The 20,771-nt window shown below is 66.7% G+C and carries 23 protein-coding genes; 11 read left to right on the forward strand and 12 right to left on the reverse strand.

Annotated elements, in window-relative coordinates; genetic code table 11:
* Positions 1–480 (forward strand): sigma-70 domain-containing protein (locus tag ABD831_RS20995; protein ID WP_344951627.1); only part of this gene is annotated, 480 nt, incomplete at its 5' end.
* 1 nt (position 481) lies between these two features.
* Here ABD831_RS20995 and ABD831_RS21000 read toward each other — a convergent pair.
* Positions 482–817, reverse strand: coding sequence for a hypothetical protein (locus ABD831_RS21000; RefSeq protein ID WP_344951630.1), 336 nt, complete (start codon positions 815–817; stop codon positions 482–484).
* Here ABD831_RS21000 and ABD831_RS21005 point away from each other — a divergent pair.
* The 4 genes from ABD831_RS21005 (at position 816) to ABD831_RS21020 (ending at position 4,100) form a co-directional block, all read left to right on the forward strand.
* Complete coding sequence (locus tag ABD831_RS21005) at positions 816–1,016, forward strand: hypothetical protein (protein WP_344951633.1); 201 nt, start codon at positions 816–818, stop codon at positions 1,014–1,016. The two genes, ABD831_RS21000 and ABD831_RS21005, sit on opposite strands and share 2 nt — an antisense overlap.
* 204 nt (positions 1,017–1,220) lie before the next feature.
* Positions 1,221–1,481 (forward strand): hypothetical protein, encoded by a 261-nt coding sequence (locus tag ABD831_RS21010; RefSeq protein WP_344951636.1) that lies wholly within the window; start codon positions 1,221–1,223, stop codon positions 1,479–1,481.
* A 134-nt stretch (positions 1,482–1,615) separates the two neighbouring features.
* Positions 1,616–2,365 (forward strand): LemA family protein, encoded by a 750-nt coding sequence (locus ABD831_RS21015; protein WP_344951639.1) that lies wholly within the window; start codon positions 1,616–1,618, stop codon positions 2,363–2,365.
* Positions 2,343–4,100, forward strand: coding sequence for an MAG1210 family protein (locus ABD831_RS21020; RefSeq protein WP_344951642.1), 1,758 nt, complete (start codon positions 2,343–2,345; stop codon positions 4,098–4,100). Before ABD831_RS21015 ends, ABD831_RS21020 begins: the two co-directional genes overlap by 23 nt.
* Positions 4,101–4,441: 341 nt before the next feature.
* Here ABD831_RS21020 and ABD831_RS21025 read toward each other — a convergent pair whose 3' ends face one another.
* From ABD831_RS21025 to ABD831_RS21040, 4 genes are all read right to left on the reverse strand, one after another.
* A complete protein-coding gene (locus tag ABD831_RS21025; RefSeq protein WP_344951645.1) occupies positions 4,442–5,044 on the reverse strand; it encodes a recombinase family protein in 603 nt (200 codons plus the stop codon).
* Positions 5,045–5,174: 130 nt separating this feature from the next.
* Positions 5,175–5,429 carry a hypothetical protein gene (locus ABD831_RS21030; RefSeq protein WP_344951648.1) on the reverse strand — a complete coding sequence of 85 codons (255 nt, stop codon included), beginning with the start codon at positions 5,427–5,429 and terminating at the stop codon, positions 5,175–5,177.
* 71 nt (positions 5,430–5,500) lie between these two features.
* Positions 5,501–6,397 (reverse strand): hypothetical protein, encoded by an 897-nt coding sequence (locus ABD831_RS21035; protein ID WP_344951651.1) that lies wholly within the window; start codon positions 6,395–6,397, stop codon positions 5,501–5,503.
* A 103-nt stretch (positions 6,398–6,500) separates the two neighbouring features.
* Positions 6,501–7,529, reverse strand: a complete 1,029-nt coding sequence (locus ABD831_RS21040; protein WP_344951654.1) for a DUF4192 domain-containing protein — start codon at positions 7,527–7,529, stop codon at positions 6,501–6,503.
* A gap of 599 nt (positions 7,530–8,128) precedes the next feature.
* Between ABD831_RS21040 and ABD831_RS21045 the strand changes: the two genes are divergently transcribed.
* On the forward strand, positions 8,129–9,019 hold the full coding sequence (locus tag ABD831_RS21045) for a tyrosine-type recombinase/integrase (protein ID WP_344951657.1): 891 nt from the start codon (positions 8,129–8,131) through the stop codon (positions 9,017–9,019).
* A gap of 10 nt (positions 9,020–9,029) precedes the next feature.
* Here ABD831_RS21045 and ABD831_RS21050 read toward each other — a convergent pair whose 3' ends face one another.
* Both ABD831_RS21050 and ABD831_RS21055 read right to left on the reverse strand, forming a co-directional pair.
* Entirely contained in the window at positions 9,030–9,758 is a 729-nt protein-coding gene (locus tag ABD831_RS21050) for a hypothetical protein (protein ID WP_344951660.1), read from the reverse strand.
* A gap of 298 nt (positions 9,759–10,056) precedes the next feature.
* A complete protein-coding gene (locus ABD831_RS21055) occupies positions 10,057–10,239 on the reverse strand; it encodes a YegP family protein (protein WP_344951663.1) in 183 nt (60 codons plus the stop codon).
* Between the two features lie 868 nt (positions 10,240–11,107).
* Between ABD831_RS21055 and ABD831_RS21060 the strand changes: the two genes are divergently transcribed.
* Entirely contained in the window at positions 11,108–11,434 is a 327-nt protein-coding gene (locus ABD831_RS21060; RefSeq protein ID WP_344951666.1) for a hypothetical protein, read from the forward strand.
* Positions 11,435–11,506: 72 nt separating this feature from the next.
* Here the strand turns inward: ABD831_RS21060 and ABD831_RS21065 are convergent, their stop codons facing one another.
* From ABD831_RS21065 to ABD831_RS21080, 4 genes are all read right to left on the reverse strand, one after another.
* Complete coding sequence (locus tag ABD831_RS21065; RefSeq protein ID WP_344951669.1) at positions 11,507–13,069, reverse strand: hypothetical protein; 1,563 nt, start codon at positions 13,067–13,069, stop codon at positions 11,507–11,509.
* A gap of 343 nt (positions 13,070–13,412) precedes the next feature.
* On the reverse strand, positions 13,413–13,919 hold the full coding sequence (locus tag ABD831_RS21070; protein WP_344951672.1) for a hypothetical protein: 507 nt from the start codon (positions 13,917–13,919) through the stop codon (positions 13,413–13,415).
* 98 nt (positions 13,920–14,017) lie between these two features.
* The gene (locus tag ABD831_RS21075; RefSeq protein ID WP_344951676.1) at positions 14,018–14,479 is read right to left on the reverse strand and encodes a hypothetical protein; all 462 of its coding nucleotides are present in this window, start codon (positions 14,477–14,479) and stop codon (positions 14,018–14,020) included.
* A gap of 78 nt (positions 14,480–14,557) precedes the next feature.
* Positions 14,558–15,436 carry a hypothetical protein gene (locus ABD831_RS21080; RefSeq protein WP_344951679.1) on the reverse strand — a complete coding sequence of 293 codons (879 nt, stop codon included), beginning with the start codon at positions 15,434–15,436 and terminating at the stop codon, positions 14,558–14,560.
* A 550-nt stretch (positions 15,437–15,986) separates the two neighbouring features.
* On the opposite strand from ABD831_RS21080, the gene ABD831_RS21085 reads away from it, so the two are divergent.
* A complete protein-coding gene (locus ABD831_RS21085; RefSeq protein WP_344951682.1) occupies positions 15,987–16,322 on the forward strand; it encodes a helix-turn-helix domain-containing protein in 336 nt (111 codons plus the stop codon).
* 915 nt (positions 16,323–17,237) lie between these two features.
* Here the strand turns inward: ABD831_RS21085 and ABD831_RS21090 are convergent.
* Positions 17,238–18,227 (reverse strand): S1C family serine protease, encoded by a 990-nt coding sequence (locus tag ABD831_RS21090; protein ID WP_344951684.1) that lies wholly within the window; start codon positions 18,225–18,227, stop codon positions 17,238–17,240.
* A 228-nt stretch (positions 18,228–18,455) separates the two neighbouring features.
* Between ABD831_RS21090 and ABD831_RS21095 the strand changes: the two genes are divergently transcribed.
* From ABD831_RS21095 to ABD831_RS21105, 3 genes are all read left to right on the forward strand, one after another.
* The gene (locus tag ABD831_RS21095; protein ID WP_344951687.1) at positions 18,456–18,881 is read left to right on the forward strand and encodes a hypothetical protein; all 426 of its coding nucleotides are present in this window, start codon (positions 18,456–18,458) and stop codon (positions 18,879–18,881) included.
* A 109-nt stretch (positions 18,882–18,990) separates the two neighbouring features.
* Positions 18,991–19,245, forward strand: coding sequence for a hypothetical protein (locus ABD831_RS21100; RefSeq protein ID WP_344951690.1), 255 nt, complete (start codon positions 18,991–18,993; stop codon positions 19,243–19,245).
* Positions 19,246–19,287: 42 nt separating this feature from the next.
* Positions 19,288–20,613, forward strand: a complete 1,326-nt coding sequence (locus ABD831_RS21105) for an NYN domain-containing protein (protein WP_344951693.1) — start codon at positions 19,288–19,290, stop codon at positions 20,611–20,613.
* Positions 20,614–20,771: the final 158 nt, after the last annotated feature.

Raw genomic sequence — 20,771 nt, forward strand, 5'->3', positions numbered from 1 at the left:
CACATGGTCGAGGTCATCAACAAGCTCGCCCGCGTGCAGCGCCAGATGCTCCAGGACCTGGGCCGTGAGCCCACCCCGGAGGAGCTCGCCAAGGAGCTCGACATGACCCCGGAGAAGGTCGTCGAGGCCAGGGGGTGGGGTCGGCAGCCGATTTCGCTGGAAGCCCTACTCGACGAGTTCGGTGACCTGATTGAGGACTCCGAAGCCGTCCCCACGGCCGATGCGATGCTGTTCGCGCTCCTGCGGGAGCAGCTGCCCGCGGCCCTCGACACCCTGGCCGAGCGCGAGGCCGGCGTCGTGTCGATGCGCTTCGGCCTGACCGACGGTCAGCCGAAGACCCTCGACGAGATCGCCGAGGCCCACGGCGTGACGCGGGAGCGCATACGCCAGATCGAGTGCAAGACGCTCACCAAACTGCGCGATCTCGGCGGTCCAACTTGGACGTCGGACGCGAAGATAGGGGTCTGGCACCTGAGGTAGTTCAGGGTGGCTCGTCGTAGCCGTCGTAGGCCACTCTGTACCCGTAGAGCGTGAGCCCTTCGTCGACGGCGGCCACCTGGGTGCAGGTCGCGGAAACAGCGGTTGAGGTGGCGATGGTGCCAATCGCACGGGTGGCAGTGGACGGCAGGGTGCTCAGCACCTCCGGCGTCAGCGTGAGCACGTCGTCCGCAGCCGTCGGCCAGTGCAGCGCGTGCCGGTGAGCTGCACCGTCCAGGTAGCGCACCAGCCTTGGGTTGAGCAGCTGCACCACCCATCGGTCAGTCGCTGGCACGCTGGCGACCCGGAGGAAGTCGCGCAGCAGTTCGCCGAAGGTCATGGTGTCTGGCGAAATCCCCGTGCGGCTGTCCCGGGGGGCACTTCAGCTCAATGACGGTCCCTCCCGGCGGGTCGACGGCCAGGTCAAGCTTGCCGCCGGCGAGCGCCGGCGCCGAGACCTCGGCTGCAAGGCGCGCAGGCTCTACTCCGTGTTCGCCGAGGGCGAGCACGGTCTCCATGCGGACGGCGTCCTCGGTTAGCAGGTGAGCTCGGCCGGCCTGCCGGTGGGCCGACATGCGCGTCGCGACATCGCGCCACACATCGCCCCAGTCGATCGCCTCCATGCCCGCATTCTTCAGTGCGTCGAGGCCTGCGAGCTGTTCTTGACGATGTCAGCTGTGGCATCAAAGGCCTCGTAATCAGGGACGCCCGCCGGCACCTACCCGACCGTGCCCGGTCAACGGGTGTGGTGGAAGGTCAAAGCCAAGCAGACGCTGGACATGCTCGCGATCGGGTTCACGGGTGTCCTGCTGTCCGCCGCGGCGGTGGGCTCCATCGACCAGACACCGAAGCGGCCCCGGCCGGAGGCCAACTTCCCCGGCGTGAACCAAGTTCACCAACAGGGGCAGATCCGGTCAGTCGTGGTCGGCAGCGGTCAGATGGAGCAACTCGACACGATGAACCCGTCTGCCCGCATGCTGCGTGGGTCGGACATCCACTCCTAGCCGATCAGGACGGGTCTCCGTCGAGCCACAAATTTGTCCAAAAGCCGCACATCGCTGCCCGCGGTCCACCACCATTAGCTTCGACCGTCGGGTGGCCGTGCCGGGCGCGGGTAGGTCCGACACAGGGGAGAACGATGGTCAACGAGCTCGACGAGGTCACCGGACCCACGCGCCACGACGGCCGGGACGTCAACGTAATCGACAAGCAGATCCCAGCCACCATCGGCGCCGGGACCAGGGTCTTCGAGGCCGGCATCTGGGTGGGAGGCGTGGTCCTAGCCGCGTGCGTGGCGCTCGCCGCGCAGGCTGACCTGGCCGTCGTGTCTCTGGCGATGCTCGTGGGCCTCGTGCCCGGACTGGTCTTCCAGCTGATGAAGACGAACGCGGGCGTCTACCTCCGTCAGCTGGAGCAGAAGGTCCAGGCCGACGCATCCCAGATCGACAACTACCTGGAGCAGCGCGTGCAGATCCTGCAGAACCTCGCCCAACTGGTGACCCGCAGCGTGGAGCTCGACAAGCAGGTGATGACCTCCATCGCCGCCTATCGCGCGGGGCTGCCGGGCGCCGGGGCACAGGACCTGAACGACAAGGCCGCTCAGCTGGACACCGGTTTCGGTCGGATCAACGTCGCCTTCGAGGCTTACCCGGAGCTGCGCTCCCACGCGAACATCGCGGAGGCGATGCGGCAGAACGCCTACCTCCAGAAGGAGGTCACGGCCGCGCGGACGCTCTACAACGACACGGTGGCCACCTGGAACCGGGACATTTTCGCCTGGCCGACCAAGGTGATCGTCGCCTCGAACCGCGGCTACACGACCCGCATCCCGTTCACCGCCTCGCTCGAGACCAAGGCCGCCGCCCGTGACCGATTCTTCGGCGTCTGACCTCGGCCACCCGCTGGCGGCGTATGCCGACCACTTCGCGCCCCGTCATGCAGCGCACGCCAGCGACTATTTCGACACCCTCGTCTCCCTGTCCGGCGTCGACGAGCTGGAGAACGCTCGGCTGGTCGGCGAGCTGCGCGAGCTGGAGCGCGCCGCCTCGTCGTACCGGTCCGCGCGGAACGCCCGTGTCGCTGCCCTCGTCATCGGCGCCCTGCTCGCCCTGGGCGCGACGGTTGTCGCCCTGACGGTGCAGCACCGCGCCCTTCTCCTGCTCGTGCCCGCGGTGCTGGTGTCGGCGGTCCTGGCCACCAAGGTCCGAGCCGACCTGGCGCGGGTCAACGCACTGCTAGGCGACGCCGAGTGCGAGCGGGACGCGCGGCGCGATATGGCCTGGAAGCAGACGGAGCCGTTGAACCGACTCCACTCGTGGGGTGTGGCACGGCTCCTGCTCGAGCGGACGTTCCCTGACATGAGGCTCGACCCCTACGTCACCGCCTCCCGGGTGGCGGACCTGCAGACCGCCTACGGCTTCGACCCGCAGCTCGGCGACGCCACCTCGGTGACGGTGGCGCAGAGCGGCTCGTTCCGGGACAACCCGTTCGTGGCCGTGCGCTTCTTGCGCCACTGGATGGGATCGCGGGCCTACAACGGCTCGCTGCACATCCAGTGGACCGAGCAGGTCCGCACCAGCGAGGGGCAGTGGGTCACGCAGTCGCGGTCGGAGACCCTGACCGCAAGCGTCACCAAGCCTTTCCCCGAGTATGACGAGCACGTGGCCTTCGTATACGGCCACGAGTCCGTGCCGGGACTGTCCTTCAGCCGGACGTCGACGTGGCTGTCCGGACGGAATGAGAGCAGGTTCGCCGACTGGCGCAAGGACCGCAAGGTGAAGAAGGTCGAGCGCCTGGCGCGCCGTGACCTGGTTACCGGGCGAGGGCAGCTCACTGTGATGGCCAACCGGGAGTTTGAGGCGCTCTTCCACGCGGTCGACCGCACCAACGAGATCGACTTCCGCCTGCTGTTCACCCCGCTGGCGCAGCAGGAGATGGTGAGCCTGCTCAACGACCGGCAGTTCGGCTACGGCGACGACTTTGGCTTCACCAAGCGAGGGTCGCTCAACATCCTCGAGCCGGCGCACCTGCTGCGCGCAGGTCTCGAGGACAACCCGCGCCTGTTCTGGAGGTACGACGTGGCGGACGCCCGCCGCCGCTTCCTCTCGTTCCACGCGGACTACTTCAAGGCGCTCTACTTCAGCCTCGCGCCACTGCTGGCAATCCCGCTCTACCGGGAGCGCCGCACCATCCCGATGGCGCTCGCCGGCGTCCCGTCGAGCTCCTGGTGGGAGCACGAGCGCGTGGCGAACACGTTCGGGGAGGCAGCTTTCCACCACTCCGCATCGGTGACGCGCAACGTGCTCAAGACGTCGGCGGTGCAGGTCAACCCGTCGGTGCACGCGGTCGACGTGACCGCCTACGGCTACCAGGGCTTCAGCCGGGTCGACCACGTCTCGGTGCGCGGCGGCGACGGCAACCTTCACTCCGTCCCAGTCCCGTGGACCGAGTACCTTGGTGTCCACCGCACGCGGCGCATGCTCGTGGGTGCTGCTGCAGACCCTCAGGCAGCGGGCCCGGCGGATCACCAACTGGCGCGGAACTGGGACGACGCGGTCAGGCAGTACGGCGCCGACCCGGCGGCGGCGATCGGCCGGGACTCACTGGTGGGGGTCCTGCTGTAATACGCCGACCTCAGACGGCCGGGCGCGGCCGGGCACGGCGCCGGATCCTGCACGACTTCGACCGTGCCTCGGACCGGACCGAGGAGGACTGGCTCGCCGCGAAGTACGACGTCGGCTGGGTCCCTGAGTAGGGCCACGGCGTGCCTATAGAGCTCAACATCCTGCCGATGCCAGGCGACGGACGGCGCCTGAGAACTCTCTGACTGTTATACCCGACGCGCCTGCCGACCTGCGGGGCCAGCGTTTCAGGACACACAAAAAGGCAGCCTGGGCCCCTCTCGCCACGGGTGCGAGAGGGGCCAAGGCTGCGTGATGGTGCGCGATGGAGTGGAACTGCGGTCTCACACGCCTGTCGTCGACACTGAGCCAGGCTGTAGGGCGCTGTAGAGGGTCTGTCGCGCGACACCGAGCCGTCGAGCGACCACAGCCTTCGGCACGCCGGCCGCGATCTCCGCTGTCGCGATGTCCACCTGCTCGGGCGTGAGACTGCGTCGGCGGCCCCGGTAGACACCCCGAGCCTTGGCTGCCTCGATGCCTTCGCGCTGGCGGTCACGGATCAGCGCCCGCTCGAGCTGGGCGAACGCACCCATGACCTGCAGTTGGAAGATCGCCAGCGGATCGGCCCTGGCCGTCGGCTGGAAGATGAGGCCTTCCTTTAGGAAGCGCACTGTGACGCCCTCGCCGGTGAGCTGGGTGACGAGTCGGTCCAGGTCCACGACGCTGCGCGCGAGGCGGTCCATCGAGGGGACGACGAGCGTGTCCTCGTCGCGGGCGTGCTGCAGCGTGGCGGTCAGGGCTGGGCGATCGGTGCTGGCGCCGGAGGCGTGGTCGGTGAACCACCGGTCCGGCTCGCGGCCGAGCGCGTCGCGGATGGCGGCGACCTGCCGGTCTGGGTTCTGGTCGACGGACGAGACTCGGACGTAGGCCAGAACCTGTCCCGGCATCTCTAGACCCCTCCCCGGATGTGTCCCATACCCGCGGAAGGGACCGCAGTTGGACGTGCCCCGTGGAGGCCCTGTGGTGTCTTGTTGGGGTCTACCCCGCTGGACACCTCCACAGTTGGCACAGTGGCGTTCACAGCGGCTCGTCCTCGAGGTCGTAGTCGGGATCGTCGGCCCAACTGTTGCTGGCGGGGGAGGCCACACGTGCGGGACGTGAGAGCACTTCGACGACGCCCTCGATGGCCTTGACGCAGACGGGGACGACGTCGGCGAGGTCGCGGACGGCGCTCAGGCCGGCCCTCGCGGTCTCGGGTTCCTGTTCGCGCAGCCTGCGGTAGGCGACGACGACGAGGGCCGCGGCGGCGGCCACGGACAAGACGATGAGCATCGGTTCTCCTCTGTGGGACAGGGCAGGAGGCCCGCCGGGGTGGGGCGGGCCTCCTGCGAGGGTGGTGTCGGTCAGTGCCGGATGCGGTTGCGCTTGGCCTTGGCTTGGGCCCGCTGTGCGGAGCGGCGCTCGGCCCGGTTCTGGGGCTCACCGACCGCGGTCCGGGCTTCCGACTCGGTTGGCGCTTCCGAGTGGACCCTCTCCTCATTCACGGTTGCTGGGGGGACTGTGACGAAACGCGTCGTTCGGGGTGATGGCCGTGTCGACGAACCCCCCGAGGATGTTGCGGTGGTGCGCAGTTCGCCGAGGAGGTCGCCCAGCAGGCTCGGTGCGAGAACCAGCGGCAGGAGGAGCATCTCGATAGTCCAGCGCATCCAGGAAGCGCCGACGAGTCGGCTCAGGAGCCGGTGCAGGACGGCGGTCTGGCTGACCGGACGGACCAGGCCGGCGACGGCGGCGACGCCGCGCATGACGCTCTGGGTGACCGGGTGGGTGACGATCGCGACGAAGACTCGCCGGACGACCGTGCCGGCACTTTCGAGCCCGGTGGCCATGCGGGTGCCGGTCGGGCCGAGCTTCCCGAGCAGCGAACGGGTCTGCTGCCACAGGGCGCTCGCGCCTGATGCGATCTTCGAGCCGAGGAATCGTCCGAGCCGGACCGTTGCCCGCCAGACGGCTGGGATGCTGAAGACAGCTGCCGCTGCGGTGACGGGCCCGGCGGACCTGAGAAGGTCGCCAAGGCTCGCGAGGCGTGCGCCGAGGCGCTGCAGAACCGGGTTGCCGCCGAGTGCGGACATGACAGCCTGGACCCGGCGCAGGACCCAACCGGCCGCGCCGCGGGGCAGAGCGAGGACGGTGTCGAAAGCCGCACGCGCGGCTCTGCGGAGGCGGAGCAGGAGAGCGAACTGTTCCTGTTGTGGTGGGGCCGGGACGGCGTAGAGCCGCCCGTCGATGGGTGCGGTGGACATGGTGGATCTCCTTCTGGTTGAGGCCCGGTCGTGTGGTTGTCTCCGGGCATGAGGAAGGCCCGCCGCGTGGTGCGGCAGGCCTGGTTCTTCGGGTGGTGAGGTGTCAGGAGGGTTCGGGTCGGATGCCCTCGTCGAGCATCAGGGACAGCAGCCGCGCGAGGCGGTAGCCCGGTTCGCACCTCAGGGCTCGGTCGATGGCGACCCGGGCGAGGGCTCCGTCGCCGTGCCACCAGGAGTAGGTGGCGAGAACGGTCAGGGCCGGGGCAGCGTGCCGGTCGGTGGCGTGCTGGCAGAGGTCGATGAGCCGGGCCTTGATGGCGCCGGTCGTCGAGTCCTCGTCGTGATCGACTGCACGAGCTGAGGTGATGCGACGCACGAGTGCCTGGGTGTCGTCGGGCAGGGTCTCGAGGTCGAGGTTGTTGGGGCTGAGCAGCGAGGTGATGCCGTCTCTGGTGCTGATGTCGGTCAGGGACTGGAGCGCGACCGCAGCGTCCGCGGCGGTGATCGGAGCCGACCCGATGGCGAGGACCCGCGCCCAGACCTCGGCCAGTTGGTGCTGAGCCTCGCCGCCTGCCGACGTGCTGCTCGATTCCCGGCCGCGGCACAACAGCTCGTCGACATCGCGGGCGGCCGGGCCGGCCTTCACCTGGTCGGCGAGTGACTGCCGATCGGGTAGTGGCGAGCTCCCGACGCCGATGAACTCGGCGACCGCTGAGGCGACCTCGGTCGGGGCTGGGACTGGGTTGCCGTCTGGAGGGCAGCAGGACGGGCGGTTGCAATCGAGGGAGCGCCACCGGCCGTCGTGGACGACGAGCCGGTCACGGACCGACACGTCACTGCTCTTCAGCCGTGCGCTGACCGTCTCGATGAGGGGCAGGCTCTCGCCAGCGGACTCTTCGTAGCCGACGAGCAGTGCGGCGTTGGCGCTATCTCTGAGGACGTGCCCGAGGAGGGCGTCAGCGACCGCCTTGACGCGTTCGTGGTCGGGGAGGTCCATCCGCTGGGTGAGACCGATCTTGTTGTCGCGGATGGCCACGACGACGATGCAGTGCTGGGGCTGGAAGCCGAGCAGGTGGGGGAGGACGGCGAGCAGCTCTGCGGGACTGCGCAGCTTGATGGGTGATGCGGTCATGGTCTTCCTTCCAGATGAGCCCGGTCTGACTTCGGGCATGCGAAAGGGCCCGCCACGGATGTGACGGGCCCTTCGTGAAACTGTTGCGAGGGGGTTTCTCCAGTCCAGCCTCGGACGTGGTTATCCCAATGCCTCGTGCTCTCCATTCTACCTTGAATTCCATTGCAAGAGAATGGTTTCGGCGAGTGCGGCGTGGCTCGCGGGCTGGTTCCGTTCTACTTACGTACTGTGGGCGCATGACATACACCTCGGATTCCCGCAGGAGCTCGTGGCAGTGGTTCTGGGCCTGCGCCACTGACGAGGCTCGCCAGCGCTGGGGATCCGCACAGGTGGATGCTGTGCGATCGCGCACGGACCGATTGGCGGCGACCATGTCCCAGGTCGAGGCGGACGTTGAACGCGGCCGCGTCAACAGCGAGATCGCCGCCAATCGGCTAGAGCACGTCATCCGGGGAATCGAGCTCGCACGGTCTTGACGGCCGCCAGGTGATCACCCGGGCCTACTACGGCTTAGGTCGGAACCCGCCTGTCCTTGGTGCACCACCGCGAGCGGCGACGCCACTGGCGGCGGGCAGCCCTGTCGGAGTTTCATCGGGTAGATGACCCTCCACCCAGATGTTCAAGTGATCCGCGACGAGTACCTAATGCCCTACGTTGGTGGCACCCGGAAGTTGTACACGTACTACCTCGACCGCTACCTCGACTGGTGTGCCCTCCAGGCGTACGAGCCTCTGACCGTCACCCGCGCAGATGTCGAGCGCTACGTGCACCATCTCCACATCGACCTGGGCATGCGCCCTTCGAGCGTGGCCACGGCCCTGTGCCCGGTCCGCGGGTTCTACCGCTTCGGGTACCACGAAGGCGCCATCGACCGAGACCCCGCCGTGCACGCGCGAAGGCCCCGCTACTACTTCCGCCCCAGTGACACACTCGGGCTCGACCGCAGCCAACTGACCGCGTTCCTTGCGGCGGGAACCGCCATGGGCGGCCGCTACTACGCCGCGGCCTTTCTGCTCGGCTGCATGGCCCTCCGCGCAAGCGAAGCCTGCTCCCTGGAGGTCGGGGACTACCAGCAGACGGTTCGCGGGCACCGGGTCCTTGAGTTCATCGGCAAGGCCGGTTTGCCTGCCCAAATGCCGCTCCCAGTACCCGTGCTGCGTGCTCTCGATGCCGCTGTGGGCGACCGTACCGACGGTTCCATCTTGCTTCGCCTCGATGGCCTCCCGCTGGGCCGATCAGGCTTGAACTCCATCGTGCACACGATAGGGCGGCGGGCGGGCATCGAGTTCCCTTTCAACTCCCACGTCCTCCGGCACAGCGCCATTACCAACGCCTTGGAGGCAGGCGCGTCGCTCAGAAAGGTCATGGACCTGGCCCGCCACAGCGAGCCACGCACGACCATGCGCTACGACCGGAACCGCACTCAGCTGGACGACCACGCTGTCCACGCGCTCGTGTCGTTCGTCGCCCCGGCGCCCACCGATCAATAGGTCTTGAAGGTTAGTTGGGTGGGTCCCCGTCCCCCAGCACGGGTGTAAACGTCCGCACTGGGCCTCGCAGTGTGGGACTGGTGAGGAGTCCGAGGGCGATGCCCACGACTGCGAGTGTCAGGAGCGCGGCCGGGCGCTCGTCCCGAGGCTGAGGCTGCTGTTGAGTTGCGATGATCTCGAGAAGGTCACGTGCGGTCCACCCGTTCACAACTGCCTGTTGCGGCGCCCCTTCGGCGCGGCTCTGGTTGGAGGCGTCGGCGGCCATCACCGAGGCCACTCGTGCGCTCGCGTCTAGGGTTACGTTCTTTGGGGCTAGGCCGAAGAAGATCCAGAGAGCGGCCACCGCGAGCAAGACCGAGCCGGTCGTGCGGATGATCGTCAGCGGGTGTGCACCGCCGACCAGGTTGCTCGGGACCTCGGCGACGCGGCGGCGTGGCAATGGGGCGGCCCGGGTCAGACTTACAGCGAAGGCAGCGATGGCGAGTCCTATGGCGAAGACCGTCACGACTGCGAAGTCACCGGACGGGGCGCCCCACGACCCACTCACCTGCTGGATGAGGGCACCCACCATGAGCACCACGGCCACAGCGGTGAGCACTTGCCGCACACGAGAGATAAGGAGGGCAAGGCAGAGCGCCACGAGGGGTGCGAAAAGAACGACCACCTGGGTCTGGCCGTAGTCGTTGAAGAACCAGAGGCCACCGGTGTTGCGCAGGGGAAGAATGATGAAGGTCGTCATGACCTGCGCGACGTAGGCGACCGTTGCCGCAACGAGAAGGTGCCGCGACATACGGCCAAGCGAGCTGGCGGAGACGGGTGCCGCCCTTGCGTTCCGTGGAGGCGGGTATGTCATGGTGCACCTTCTAGTCAGTCGTTCGGAGATACGGGGCGGGCGAGCATCCTGCTGTGATGCGCCTTTCCTGTGATGCCTTTCAGCGCCACAGATCAGGTGTCACATATCCGTAGAGCAGTCCTCGAAGAGCCGCGCAAGTCGAGGGGTGGGCGTGTGGCGCGTCTCTGATTCATTCATCTGTCTCTCAGGCGGTCTGGTCCTCCAAGGCGGCGTCTCCCGCGTTCTTGCGCACCGACTCGATCCCCTTCAGAGCGCTGGCCTTGCTCTCGTAAGCCTCGCCGGTCGCGATGACCTGGCCGTTGCTGGCTTTGAGGCGGAACCGGTACTTACCCGCCGCGTCCTTGTACAGCTCGAAATTGCCCGCCATCGGATGCTCCCTTGATCGGTCGTCGTTGACGGGGGAAACGGTACGGGCTCAGCGCTTGGAGCGGTCGCGACGCGCCGCCCGGATTTGCGCCGGGGAATGTTGCTGGAAGGGGTGCGCTAGGGCGGCCCAGGCGCCCTCTGCCGGCCATGTTGCATCTCCAGGGTTGCAGCGCCACAAGGTGAACAACAAAGAACTCCTCCCGCCGAGGTTCCTTTTTTGTTGTTCACCTTACGAACCGAGAGTTGCATCTCCTGTACCGCACGCCAGCCCTTCTAGCGCTAGCTCGTCAAGCGGCTACGCGCCCGTGCAAGTCGATACCAACCGAAAGACGCGCGGTACTACTACTCCGGCGATTCTTGCGGTTGGCATCTCCTTGCACGGACCCGGGTGGCCGATGACCTGGTGATCCGCTGCCCGGGGCGCAGCCCGAGCGCCATGCCAACGACCTGAAGTCGGAGATAGCCCGAGCGAGGACGCCGCCGCTCGGCGCCGGGCTCAGCCGATGACGCGGTGGCGCTGGGCGATACCAGCGGCGCCGGAGGGGTAGTCGTCCATGCGGGGGCCCGGACGTGCTGCACGTGCGGTTGAGATATCTGCACCCGTCTGAGCGTGCCGCACTTTTCCTATCGGCCGGACTCAACCAAGATCAGCGGGTCGTCACGGGGGCGGCCTCAACAAGGGAGATTGTATGAAGAGCGTTATCGGGATCGTCCTAGCATCTCTGGCCCTGACGGGATGTGCTCAGGCCACGCCCTCCCAATCCACGGGGGCGGCCTCAACGTCAACCACCGCGAGCACCACCACCACCACCACGACTACTCCCGCTGCTAGCGCGGGCGACGTGGCGGCCTGTAAGGCGTATCAACGGGTGGAGCAGACTGCCAACAAGATGATCACCACCATGGCGACCAATCCGCAGGCGCACTATGTAATCGCCGACTTCTTCAAGAAGTGGGCCGACGATCTCGAGAGGGGAACCGTCGCCGCGACTGACGCAAAACTCACGGAGTCCCTCGCTGGCACCGTTGCAGGGCTCAAGTCAGTGCAAGCGACTGCGGCTGCAAGTGATGGCACGAAGCAACTTGACCTTCGCCCTGACATGCAGGTGGTGGACGACAGCAGTACGAACGTAGCTGCGTTCTGCCTCGATGCAGATCCTGGTGTCAACTACGTGGCCATCGCCTACCGCGGATGATTGATGAGGTGCCGACCAATTCGCCTGAGCGCTCGGGGGCGCCATTCGGTGCGAGAGTGCGGGTGGCGCCGTTCAGTGACCCAGCAGGTGGGATCGGATGTCCTTCAGATCGTTGCGGTTCGCTCGGGCGCGCTCGATGATCCGCGACGGTGAGTCGTCTCCGGGGCCAATGAGGAAGACCCGGTGGGAGTCGATGAGCATCGCCGGGCAGCCGCCCAGTGCGTGGGAGTACCGCATGACTTGAGCGAAGTCGGGAGACGTGACCCACGGAGCGTGCAGCGGCTCCTTGACACGGACCTTCACCTCGATGACGGACGCCGGGAGGCCACTGTCCTGAACGACGTAGTCGGCGAACCCGCGGCCTACCCGGTACTGCTGCTGGTAGAACGTGATGCAGGCGAGCGACAGGAGCGGGTTGACGATGTGCTCTTCGATACGTGCCTCCAAGACTCGTCTGCCAGTGAGGGTTAGCTCTCCGGCGGTGAAGTCGCGCCACCGGCTCAGTGTTCGGGGGAGTGCCACCGACGCGCGGACAGGTTTGAGCATGCGGCGGCCTTCCCTCGGTCGGCGCGCGCGGGCCTGCGCCAAGATCTGACTGACTGCCGCGGTCGGGATGTACCGGCCTGATCGGCCCTTCAGCATTAGGTGCCCGTTGAACGCTTCGCGGAGGCTGTCCAGCGGTATCGAGTTCAGCTCGATCATTGGGCTCACTCTGACCCACCACTGATGGTCGTTGACCTCCGTGGTCGCGTTGACACTGATGTCGCCGCGGAAGTGGGCGTAAGAGACGGCACGGGCGGCGAAGTGGACGGCCTTGCGTTTACCCGTGAAGTAGAAGAGCAGGAGGTCCCCTGGCTGGGTCTGGGGGCTCGCGGTCCAGACGTCGAAGACGCCTCGTTCGGCTGCCGCAGTTTGTCGCGCCAGCGCATCGGCGCTCGGGTAGCTGGCTTCGTCCCCCAGCAGCAGCCACGCGCTTCGGGGTGCTTGGGTCAGCGCCTGCTCCCAGCTGAGATCAGGGGGCGGCAGCACCTCCGTGAGGCTGAACTCGTACCAGGACCACCACAGCTTCGCGGCTCGATCCCGCAGCCTCCGGCCGCGCTGACGCGGGTCGTCGTACGGAAGTTCGTCCACCAGACGGAGATATGGCGGCTCGTCATCAACTTGCTCCAACTCGATTCGGCCCATGCCACCCTCGCGCGGCCGCGCCATCCACGAGCGTGCGGTGTCCTCGTTCGGGCTCGGATCCAGCACGTACATGACCCGGACTCGCGCCAGCTGCTCGCCCGTTCGGTAGACCCGCCCCGACACGTCGTCCCCGTGGAAGGACACCCAGCCCGAGGGGTGGTCTGCCGGCGCGGTGAGATCCGCTGTGTCGGGCTCCAGGCCCCAGTTCCTCAGGTGTCCGACAAGGATCTGCTCCTCGGTCTGCACCGCGGCCTCCCAGGCGTCCCAGACCTTAGATGCCGCCGCCTCGAGATCCCGGCCCTGGTTTGCGTCGCACTTCGCAAGCGGCACCTCGACCACGAACAGGACGTGCGGCGGAGCCGAGCTTGTGACGTGCACCGAACCGATGGAGGCATTAGTGGTCTTCGCCCAGGTTCTCGCGAGGTCTGCGTGCGGGTTGTCGTCGATCACGAAAGCCACCCTGAGGAGGGGGCCACCCAGACCGCGACGTGCGCGCAGGTCAGCAACTCCTGGGATGCCATCGAAGTCGAAGGTGATCAGGTCGCCGTCAGGTTCCGGGTGCCACTCCCACGACTCGAGGCAGCGCACCGCCTCCTGAGCGGCTGAACTCCCGCGGGACGCCCTCGGCGCGGTGTGCCCTACTTCCATACCGAGACTTCCTCTCAGCTCCACGGATCGGCCGAATGCGTCCCACGGCTCGTCCGCGGCCGGCTCATCGGGCCCCCTCCGGAAGCCAACCAATCATGTCGGGCTCGCGACCGCAGTGTCTTTGAGGTTCTGGAGACCCGTCGAGTCAATGGGCGCCAGGCCCTTCGTACGTGGAGGCCCACTCCCGGAGCAGGTGGGCGAAATGGGCTTCGCGATACTCGTGCACATCGGATCCGTCCAGGCTCAGATCGTTGGCCTGCCGGGCCAGGTCTTCCAGGGGCACGTTGGTCGCTAGCTCGAGGACGAGTCCGGAGAGAAGGTCCATCGCCGGCCATGTTTCGACGCTGTGGATCGAGGGGGAGTACCACTGTCGCAGTGTGGCCTCGCCGTAGTTCTGGTGGACGACCTCGCCAGCGAGTCCGGTGAGGTGAAGGGCCCGCGCGAATCCGGCTGCGGCCAGCAGTTGCGCCCGCAGGGGCACGCGTCGGGGCAGGCGCGGCCATCGAACGTACTGGAACAGGGCACCCCAGCCTCGCCCGTCGGGCTCCGAACCCGACAACGTGACGACGGCTGGTTCGATGAAGCAGGACAGCGCCTGCGTCGCGGGGCCAGGTTCGACGACATCTTGGAACCTGATCCGGTGCAGGAACAACTGAGCGTCTGATTCGCGGCACTCCGATGCACGCGGAGTAAGAGTGACGGCCGCAAGGCGGCTCCCATCAGGAAGCTCCAAGGCATTGCCCAACGCGCTCACTGCAGGTCCCGTTCCGTTGCATCGGGACCCAGCCATTCACGCAGCTCGATGGCGGCGGTCACCAGCGCGGCACGGGTCACATCGAAGCTCAAACCGTCAGGATCGAGGATTTCACCCTCGAGCTCGGGATTCACTTGGATCTCGACAGTGACTGAGAAAGGCGTGGACTCAAGGAAACTGACCAGCAACCCTGCCTCGCGGTCCTGAACGGAGGGCACGGCCACCTCCGGATGGTCCACGGACGCTGCGTCCATGTATGCACCCGCGAGCTCGTCCAAAGACTTGAGCCCTACACGTCGGCCGAGGTATCGCACCAGCCGGTCGGGCGTGAGAAGTTCAATATCGACCAGTGCGGGGTCCGCCCGTCGCGCGGCGAATGATTCAAGGTCTGGGACCGGCAGCACCGCGAAGGATGCCCCCGCCTGTGACAGCAGTCGGCCAGGTCGGTCCACCATCATCGACTAGCTCCGTTCACCACGCCACACAGCCGAGGGTGCTGGTTGCAGTTGGGCTAGCGCGTCCTGCCCGCGCGCTATTCACGTGTAACTCCACCGAGGCAACGAGTAGCTCGTTCCCAAGGCGGGGTTGAGCATCTTGAGTAGGTCAGCGGTGTGCTGTCTGGCCACTGTGTAGGTGGCCGCGGCGCCGGTGATGTCATCGGGAAGCTGCATGGCCGCCTTGGCGTAGAAGTCCTGCAGCGTCGTGACCAGTGCCTGGTACTTCGCCGCCGATACGCCACCGGGGGTGCCGCAGCTCAAGAGCTTTTCCATGTCGCTCGATAGGAAGTCCATGGTGGTCGATCCACCGAGGTCTGGACGATCAAGGAATCGCTCGTCTCCGGTTGCGATGTCTCTGATGATTCGGCCAGCGATGACCTTGGCATATGCCTTGTCGAATGAGCCTGCGGCCGCAGCAGCGGCGTCCTGGGAGGCCTGGGCCTGGGCCTGGGCCTGGGCCGCGGCCTGAGCCTGGGCGGCAGCCTGAGCCTTCGCGGCAGCGGCAGCCTTCGCCTTCGCGGCGGCGGCAGCCTTCGCCTTCGCGGCAGCGGCAGCCTTCGCCTTCGCGGCGGCGGCAGCCTTCGCCGCGGCAGCTCTGGCGTCAGTCGCGGCCTTGGCTTGCGCTGCAGAGGCCTGAGCCGCGGCCGCGTCTTGGACCGCCTGCTGAGCCGCTGCATCGGCGGTGGAGGTGCTCACGAGCGAGGCGGATTGTGACGCCACTCGCAAGCCCTTGACCGGCGTAGTGGCGAGCTGCTGCGCGGTGCAGCAGCCGCCGAGGGGCGCGATAACCGCAAGAGCCGCAAGGGCGGCCTTCATTTGAAGCTTCAAGATTCTCCCCTGGTTCACGTGCCCCTGGAGGCTACGGGCCCCCTGCACCAGATGTCCTGAATTCGGGAGGATTGCCAGGACGTCGCGCATCCCGGCATCCACGCGTCTCTGGCGAGGCGGCTAGCCGGAGGAGGCGAGGTCGGTGCCACGTCGCGGTCAGCGCCGGGCACCTGCTCGGCGGCCGTCGAGCGGATCGGTAGAACAGGTGTTCGAGGATGAGCCACACTTGTGCGATGGCTGGCGGATCAGGACGGGGGCACGAGCATCCGATCCCGCCCACCCCACCGAGCCGCCGGCACTGCTGGGTTCCTGGTGGACCCGACGCCCCAGGACCCCATCCAGGGATCGTCGTCGAGTGGCAGCAGCGGGACGGCGCCTGGTTCGCCTTGGTCGCCTACCTCATCGAGGCCGACCGCGTCCTCGTGCAACAGTGGCTCTCTGCCGAGCGGCTCACAAGGATCGGGTGACGAGCGAAGGACCCGAAGGACCGTCGCGGTGCACTCACCAGTCGGGTCTTAATAGGGGTCATCCGAGCGGGTCCTTCGAGCCCTTCGCATTTCCGTCTTGCAGTGGGGTCTGCAACGAGCGAGCGAAGGGCGCGGGAAGTGAAGTTGGTCGGTTGGGGTCGAGGGGCAGCCACATGCCGCCTGACATCATGTCGAGCATGCCTCGGAAGAGATCGGACTCCGTCAAGGCGGCTGCGTCGCAGCTGGCGCCGCGGTTCTACACCCTGGACGATGTTGCAGTCCTACTCGCCACGACGTTGGCGCAGGTCTACTCGCTCGTACGAACCGGAGATCTGCCAGCCATCAAGATCGGCGGACGCGGGCATTGGCGGGTCGAAGTCACGATGCTCGATCAGTGGATCGCCGACCAGTACGAGGCCACCAAGGCGTACGTGACGGCGAACCCAGTGCCGGAAGGCGCGACCAAGTCCGTCAACGCCGAAGAACGTGTGTCCGACCTGGCTCAGTAGTCGCCCTTGGTGGAGAAGCTGAGGATCGGTTGGGCAGATGCGATTCAGAAGGCACAGAGCTTGGCCGAGGTGACTACCAGACGAGACGGCGGTGCGGTCGTTGCGGCGATCGGGTCCCGCATGAGGTCCACCGGAGTCACGACTCTGCCCGTGACGGAGCTCCCCAGCGGACAGTCGCCGTTGCTGACCACTGCGACACCGGAGAGCAGCCGAGGGAGATCCACTGCGGAAGTACTCGCCCCGTCCTTGCCGGCCGTCCCGGCAGGCCCTGCAGGTCCGACCGAGCCAGCGGGGCCGGCAGGCCCAGTCTGCCCCTGGATCCCCCGTGAGCCGTCGGCTCAGCGGAGGTTCTCCTGGACGGCGGGGAGTTGCACGGCGTCTACCGCGCCTCCGATACCGCAAAGTGCGCTCCAGGCGCCCAGCCCCAACACCGCTGCCATCTTGCGTCGACCCATGGAACATATGGTGTCAATAGGACGCAGGCCCCAAGTACGAATCGGCAACTCCGGGGTGGGGAACGGCCGCCAACCGCATTCTGAGAGCCACGCACGACGATCCCGGTGAGCTCGCGGCAGCCCTCGGGCGGCTTCTCGAGCCGAGAGGCAGGCAGCGAAGGATCCGAAGGACCCGAAGGACCAGAGAGCGCAAGTGTCGAGGTCTGGCCGGACGAGGCGTCCGCCACGCAGCGCTCCCAGTACATCCTCGCGATCCTGAAGGGCGCCAACGGGGCCCTAGGGGAGGGAGTACCACACCCAGAACGGGCCGGTTCTGCTGCGCGTCACGGGGAAGCTCAAGCCGTCGGTCGCCGAAAAGTACGAGGCCGCGTTCGGGCAGTGACCGCCGTGGAGCACCCAGCGCACAGCCTGCGGTCCCACCTCGCGCTCGGGCGGCCGGACTACTTGGCAGCGGAGCAGGTCAGCTACACGCCGATTTGGCGATGACCTGGCAGACGAGGCGGAACCGGATGGAGCCACCGAGCCCGGTGCCTCCGCCGCCGACGTCAATCGTGTTCACGCCCAGGACGTCGCCCCTGCGATCGAGCAGTGGTCCGCCGGAGTTGCCGTGATTGATCAGCGCCGAGGTCTGGTACCAGTCCTGGTTCATGCGGGAAATGATGCCGGTGGTGACAGTGCCCTCGAGACCGTACGGGGAGCCGATCGCGACGACAGGGTCGCCGACGGTCGCGGTTGCGGCGACCTCGAGTGGTGAGAGCTTCGGCTTGATGTAGATGATCGCAAGGTCGTTGTAGGTGTCGAACTCGCCTAGCGTCGCGGCGAACTTGGTGGTTCCGTGCGAGGCATAGGGGTCTGGCCCGCCGACGAGCGTGCATTCGTCGACGACGTGCTCATTGGTCAGGATGGCCGTCTGGTATCCGCTGGGTGAGGCCGCCTTAATCGCGAATCCTGACCCGAGAGCGGACCCGCAGTGGACGGTGACGATGGAGGGCGTCGCCTTATCGGCGACGCTCTTCGTATCAAGCGTCGCTGCCTTTGCCTCCTGCTGCGCCTTGGTCGCCTTCGAGGCCTCGGTGTTGGCTTTGGACGCCTCAGTGCCCGCTTTCGACGCGGCGTCACTCGCCCTCGCCGCGTCATTGCTGGCGCTCTTTGCTGCAGCCTCGGCCCCCGCCGCTCGTTTGCTCACGGTTCCGAGGTCAGTGCGCAAATCCTTGATCAGTGAGGCCTGCTTACCCAGAGCCGCTGTCAGTTCGGTGACCTTGGCATCGCCTTGACGTTGCTGCACGACGCCGTAGCCCAGAACTCCCAAGTTGGCGAGCAGGAGAGCCGCCACCACCCAGGACGCGACCCTTCCTCGACCTCCGCTGGGCACCGGAGAAAGGGTCGCGGGCAACGGCGAACCGTTCAGCGTTTCCGGTTCACGAACGGGTTGATACGGACTGGTAGTCACGAGACCCTCCACACGGCAAATCCGGGCCTTGAGATCTCGGGCCCCCTGTCCACTGATCGTGGCACTACCGGGTCGGGTGATTTGCCGTTATGGCCTTTTTCATGCCGTCCCTATATGCGGCCCATCGGACAACGCCCTGCCAGACAATGGACACGCGCTTTGACGGATGACGTGACCGACCGGCGAGGTTGCAGCACGACAGCAAGACCGGCGGCGAGAATGGTTCTCATGAGCCTCCCTGCAGCCATCCCCCTCGTCTCCGGCAAGCACCGCAACCGCGCCCTCGCCGCTGCCCGGCAGGCCCGCGCCGTCGAGTTGGCCACGGAGGGTCGCACCTACCAGGAGATCGCCGATGAGCTCGGCTACGCCAACCGCGGCACCGTGCACCACATCGTCCACGCCGCGCTGGCCCGCCACGGCAAGGACGCCGTCGAGAACCACCAGCAGCTCGAGCTGGCGCGGTTGGACGCCCTGCAGGCCGCCTTATGGGACCAGGCCATGGCTGGTGATGTGGAGGCGGCACGAGAGGTCAGGGCCGTCATCATGGCCCGATGCCGGCTCGTCGGGCTGCACGAGGGGTCGAAGCAGCCGGGAGCCTGGACGCCACGAACGGTAGTCCTGTCGGAGAAGGACCGGGAGGCGCTGGGACTGTAGCTGGAGCCGCGTTGCCTGTCTTGGGCTGCACATTGAAGGAGCGGCGACACATTGGACCTCGAGCGCCGCGGCGCTTGGGTTGCAGGAGGCAAGCGGCGACACTGGGCGCATGGACGAGAACACTCCAGCCTTGACCGTGTGCGACCGATGCGAGAGGAAGTTCGACCTTGATGAAGTGAAGGCTGAGTTTGATCGTTACTACACCGGCAGTGCCGATTGGAAGTACGACCAAGTCTTCTCCGAGTGCTTGTGCGCAGACTGTGCCGAGACCGACGCCGAATCACGCTGGATGGGCGACGCGCTCAAGGCGGCAGACGGGCCTCCACCTGCAGGCGCTCAATCGATCTGGCGCGAAATGCACTGACTAAGCAGAACGCTCCCCAACTGCGAGGGTAGGTTCTCGTTCATGACACCGGTTCGGGCCGCGCTGTACCTAGATTTCGACAACGTCTTTAGCGGCCTGCTCCAACTAGATCCGGAAGCCGCCATCCAATTCGCCGAGGAGCCGAGGTTGTGGCTGGACCGGCTCACGTCCTCGCTCACCGTCGATGGTGACCGTCGCTGGCTCGTCCTGCGTTGCTATATGAATCCGGCTGGCTGGGTCCCTCATCCGGATACCGGTGCGAGTGGGCCGCGGCTTTACTTCTCGCGCTTCCGGCCTTCCTTCACGCGCGCCGGGTTCGATGTCGTTGACTGCCCCCGACTGGCGCACACGAAGAACGGCGCCGACATCCGGATGGTCGTTGACGCCATGGACACGCTCAGCATGACGTCTCCCTATGATGAGTTCGTCATCGCCTCCGGTGATGCAGACATGACCGCCCTGCTGGTACGGCTTCGTGCGGCCGACAGGCGCACTACGATCGTTTCCCCGTCCGATGCGGCGGACGCATTCACCGCTATCGCCGACAGACTGGTCACCGGTCAGGACGTCCTCGAGCTGCTCCAAGCAGAACCCAACGTAGATCAGCCGGTCCTGCCGGAAGAAGCCTCCGCGGACGCCGGTGAATCGCCCCCAAGTCCAAGACCGTCCGACAGCGCCGCCCTCGAGCAGCCCTTCGAGGCGTTCGGTTCCATGGTCCGGGACCGATACTCTCAGGCGCTTCGTCCGCTGAACCTCGCGTCCTTGGCCGGGGAGGTGCGCACAGAGCTTGGGCCGTGGATTACCCGCACTGGGTGGTTCGGCGCCGGTAGCTTCGTGCGCGCCGTGGAGCTCCTCGACCTTCCGCATCTCCGACTGTCGCAACACTGGTTGTGGGACGCGAGTCGGCACGAAGCGCCGGAGGGGCTCACCGAGACCCAAGGTCTCCAGGCCACACTGCCTCAGCCCGTGAGCAAGGTGAGTGCCGTTCTGAACCTGCCTCGTCTTCCGCAATCCAGTTGGCGACCCTTGTACCGGGTGCTTGCCGACTACGCCGGGACGCACCACTTCAACTTGACAGAGGCGACACGCTGGTCGCGAGACCGGCTCGCGGAGCAGGGCGTCGACGTGAGCCGCAATGCGGTCGCCTTCGTTGCCCGCGGCTCTTCGTACGGTGGGTGTCCCGTGTATCGGCAACCAGCGCCTAGCGCCGAGGAAATCTCCGCCGCCTTCACGAATAACGTCCTGCGCCGAGCTGAAGCAGCCGCAATGGAACTGACCGCAGAAGAATCGGACGTGATTCAGGCTTGGCTCTCCGGCGAGCCTGAGATGGTGCCGCGAATCAGCGAGACCCCCGGATTCCGCACCTGATGCCCAATAGGGGCATCACGGCGGGTGAGCGCTAGGGGCCTTGATCACTGCGCCACGCAATGCGGAATGAGTCGGATGGGCTCGGCAGCGAGTGTGCCCTCGCTGGCACCGCGATCAAGCGCCCGCGTCTGCGCTTTGCGGGTGGCTCAGGCAGACTT

Source organism: Terrabacter ginsenosidimutans (assembly GCF_039539425.1).
In the GTDB taxonomy this organism is placed as follows: Bacteria; Actinomycetota; Actinomycetes; order Actinomycetales; family Dermatophilaceae; genus Terrabacter; species Terrabacter ginsenosidimutans.

Excerpts from the sequence above, each read along its gene's own strand:
- ABD831_RS21080 (WP_344951679.1), bottom strand. The coding sequence starts at position 15,436 with ATGCGCGACGTCCTGGCAATCCTCCCGAATTCAGGACATCTGGTGCAG.
- ABD831_RS21030 (WP_344951648.1), bottom strand. The coding sequence starts at position 5,429 with ATGCTCATCGTCTTGTCCGTGGCCGCCGCCGCGGCCCTCGTCGTCGTC.
- ABD831_RS21050 (WP_344951660.1), bottom strand. The coding sequence starts at position 9,758 with ATGACGACCTTCATCATTCTTCCCCTGCGCAACACCGGTGGCCTCTGG.
- ABD831_RS21075 (WP_344951676.1), bottom strand. The coding sequence starts at position 14,479 with ATGATGGTGGACCGACCTGGCCGACTGCTGTCACAGGCGGGGGCATCC.
- ABD831_RS21095 (WP_344951687.1), top strand. The coding sequence starts at position 18,456 with ATGAGCCTCCCTGCAGCCATCCCCCTCGTCTCCGGCAAGCACCGCAAC.
- ABD831_RS21015 (WP_344951639.1), top strand. The coding sequence starts at position 1,616 with ATGGTCAACGAGCTCGACGAGGTCACCGGACCCACGCGCCACGACGGC.
- ABD831_RS21040 (WP_344951654.1), bottom strand. The coding sequence starts at position 7,529 with ATGACCGCATCACCCATCAAGCTGCGCAGTCCCGCAGAGCTGCTCGCC.
- ABD831_RS21045 (WP_344951657.1), top strand. The coding sequence starts at position 8,129 with ATGACCCTCCACCCAGATGTTCAAGTGATCCGCGACGAGTACCTAATG.
- ABD831_RS21085 (WP_344951682.1), top strand. The coding sequence starts at position 15,987 with ATGCCGCCTGACATCATGTCGAGCATGCCTCGGAAGAGATCGGACTCC.
- ABD831_RS21035 (WP_344951651.1), bottom strand. The coding sequence starts at position 6,397 with ATGTCCACCGCACCCATCGACGGGCGGCTCTACGCCGTCCCGGCCCCA.
- ABD831_RS21025 (WP_344951645.1), bottom strand. The coding sequence starts at position 5,044 with ATGCCGGGACAGGTTCTGGCCTACGTCCGAGTCTCGTCCGTCGACCAG.
- ABD831_RS21055 (WP_344951663.1), bottom strand. The coding sequence starts at position 10,239 with ATGGCGGGCAATTTCGAGCTGTACAAGGACGCGGCGGGTAAGTACCGG.
- ABD831_RS21005 (WP_344951633.1), top strand. The coding sequence starts at position 816 with ATGGTGTCTGGCGAAATCCCCGTGCGGCTGTCCCGGGGGGCACTTCAG.
- ABD831_RS21105 (WP_344951693.1), top strand. The coding sequence starts at position 19,288 with ATGACACCGGTTCGGGCCGCGCTGTACCTAGATTTCGACAACGTCTTT.
- ABD831_RS21100 (WP_344951690.1), top strand. The coding sequence starts at position 18,991 with ATGGACGAGAACACTCCAGCCTTGACCGTGTGCGACCGATGCGAGAGG.
- ABD831_RS21000 (WP_344951630.1), bottom strand. The coding sequence starts at position 817 with ATGACCTTCGGCGAACTGCTGCGCGACTTCCTCCGGGTCGCCAGCGTG.